This window comes from Rhodococcus gordoniae, assembly GCF_001646655.1.
Lineage (GTDB): Bacteria > Actinomycetota > Actinomycetes > Mycobacteriales > Mycobacteriaceae > Rhodococcus > Rhodococcus gordoniae.
Genome location: NZ_LPZN01000106.1, coordinates 1 through 2,342 on the forward strand (window position 1 = coordinate 1; position 2,342 = coordinate 2,342).

Genomic DNA, 2,342 nt, shown 5'->3' on the forward strand with positions numbered 1-2,342 from the left:
CGACGACGGCGCGACCCGTGGGTCGCGCCGTCGTCGATACAGCTGTTGGTCGAGGAGGTCACTCCTGCTCGAAACGCCTCCGGAACCGCTCTTCCATGCGGTTGGTGAAGCCACCACCCGAGGACTTCCTGCCGCCGCCGGAACTTCGGCCGGTCTTTCCGGAAGCGGAACTACCACCCGTCGCCCCTGAAGCCGACGGCCGACGACCGCCGAGGAGCAACAGAACTCCGGCGGCGAACATCACGAGGAACCCGAGCAGACTGATGATCGGAAAGCCGCCCGGCTTGAGCGGCAGGGCAACACCGGCGATCAACAGCGTCAGGCCCAACACGAACAAGGCGCCGGCCTGCAGCCGCCGCCGGTTCGACGCCATCCCCAACCGGCTACCACGCACGGTCGAGGCGAACTTGGGATCCTCAGCATAGAGCGCGCTCTCGATCTGATCGAGCATGCGCTGCTCGTGCTCGGAGAGTGGCACGGTACCTCCCCCGGCACTAAACGGTGGCCACCGGATCCGTGGGGCGGATCCGGCGGGGGGCCGTCGATACGGCCGCCTGAGTCAATAATACGAGCAGAAGTCGATGTGGACCACAAACTCCACACGTGAGTTCGGTCCCCCGCCCGGCGAAGCCCTCATGAGAAGGCGAAGGTCACCCACCGACACCGACTTCGGGCTCTGCCTCGGCGTCGAGATAACCCTCCACGTCGTGCAGGAAGTGACCCACCTCGTCGTAGAACGCACCGGACTCGTCGGCTCCGACGGCCCGCGCGACGCCCGCTTCGATCGCCGCGCGAGTGGCGGAACGGTCGGCGAAGTAGTCGGCCCAGACGGCGAAGGACTCGTCGGCTCGCGCCATGAGCGCCCACGCATTGCGCGTGACCGGCCGGCGCGCCGGCCGGACCCCGGAGCGCATCTCCGCAGCGGCGACGACCGCGCCGGCACCGCGCAGCGCCGCAAGATAGGCGAGACGGAACCTCTCGCCCGGATCGCCGGCACCGGCGGCACCCGAGAGCAGATCGTCGGCCTTGCGCAACAGCGTCGCTGCGCGCGCCGAGGTCGGGCGGTCCATGCATGCGGACGGTCCGAGCGTGGGAGACGTTCGGCGCGGCCCTCGACCCGCGACGTGACCGTCGGCCATATTCACGCACCTCCTCGGCGTGCTCGCACCACTCACTACAACGAGCGGTATCCGGTGGTATTCCCGCCGAAACGCCGAGGAACGGAGATCACTGTCCTCGAGTGATCCCCGACACGGACGCCGAGCGGGAGACCCCAGGGTGATCCGGGGATGTTCGCTTCCCTCGAACATCCCCGGATCACCGGTGTCGAACATGCGTTCGACGTATTCAATATAGCTGGACCCACCGACAACCCGTCAAGAGAAAGCGGCCACGTCATCCCGAACGATCAGCGAGACCCGAACACCTCCGACACATCGCGAGCCACCCGAACGAGTCACGCATGACCACCGATCCCCACCACGACCCCGCAATCCTCACCGAACTCTCCCCTGCGGATTTCCGTGCGCGCCTCCCCGAGCTGCTGTCCGTCTACGTCGCGGCGATGCGCTATCCCCGCGGCACGGAGTACCACCGGGCGCCGATGTGGTCCGAGCATTCGGCTCGTGCGGGATGGCAGGCCTTCGCCGCCGCTCTCCCCGAGGCGCCCGACACGATCGTCGGCATCGCGTACGGCTATCGGGGCGATAGCCGGCAGTGGTGGAACCAACAGGTGCGCACCGGCATGCGTCGTTCCGGACGGTCTCCCGAGGAGATCGATCGGGTCCTCGCCGACTACTTCGAGCTCACCGAACTGCACGTCCGTCCCGACATGCAGGGACGCCGCATCGGCGAACTGCTCCTGTACGCGCTGCTGCGGGACCGTACGGAAGGAGCCGTCCTGCTGTCGACTCCCGAGGTGCCGGCCGAGGACAACCGGGCGTGGCGGCTGTACCGTCGGTTCGGATTCCAGGATGTCGTCCGCCGGTTCGTCTTCACCGGCGATGCCCGGCCCTTCGCGGTGCTCGGCAGGAGTCTGCCGCTCGGGCCGGACCTCGTTCCGCATCACCCCCACACGCTCGACGATCCGGACGGAAGTGGTATCCCATGAGCCCCACCCTCGACGCCGTCGTGGTCGGATCCGGCCACAACGCTCTGGTCTCGGCGTGCTATCTCGCCCGTGACGGATGGTCGGTGGAGGTGCTCGAACGCGACACCGTGCCGGGCGGGGCCGTCTCCACCGTCGAGCGCTTCCCCGGATACGCCGTGGACCGCGGTTCCTCGGCCCACATCATGGTCCGCCACTCGGGAATCGTCGAGGAGCTCGATCTCGCCGCCCACGG

Annotated in this window: 4 protein-coding genes; 2 read left to right on the forward strand and 2 right to left on the reverse strand. The window is 68.0% G+C overall.

Annotation, left to right across the window (positions count from 1 at the left end; all coding sequences use genetic code 11):
* Nucleotides 1-58: 58 nt before the first annotated feature.
* Nucleotides 59-478: a DUF3040 domain-containing protein gene (locus A8G18_RS22160; protein ID WP_016934759.1), complete on the reverse strand. Its 420-nt coding sequence runs from the start codon at nt 476-478 to the stop codon at nt 59-61.
* 172 nt (nt 479-650) lie between these two features.
* The gene (locus A8G18_RS22165; RefSeq protein ID WP_016934760.1) at nt 651-1,070 is read right to left on the reverse strand and encodes an SAV_6107 family HEPN domain-containing protein; all 420 of its coding nucleotides are present in this window, start codon (nt 1,068-1,070) and stop codon (nt 651-653) included.
* A 392-nt stretch (nt 1,071-1,462) separates the two neighbouring features.
* Between A8G18_RS22165 and A8G18_RS22170 the strand changes: the two genes are divergently transcribed.
* On the forward strand, nt 1,463-2,110 hold the full coding sequence (locus A8G18_RS22170; RefSeq protein ID WP_064065575.1) for a GNAT family N-acetyltransferase: 648 nt from the start codon (nt 1,463-1,465) through the stop codon (nt 2,108-2,110).
* Nucleotides 2,107-2,342, forward strand: a 236-nt coding sequence (locus A8G18_RS22175; protein WP_157100877.1) for an NAD(P)-binding protein, incomplete at its 3' end; no start/stop codon positions are given. The genes A8G18_RS22170 and A8G18_RS22175, both read left to right, overlap by 4 nt.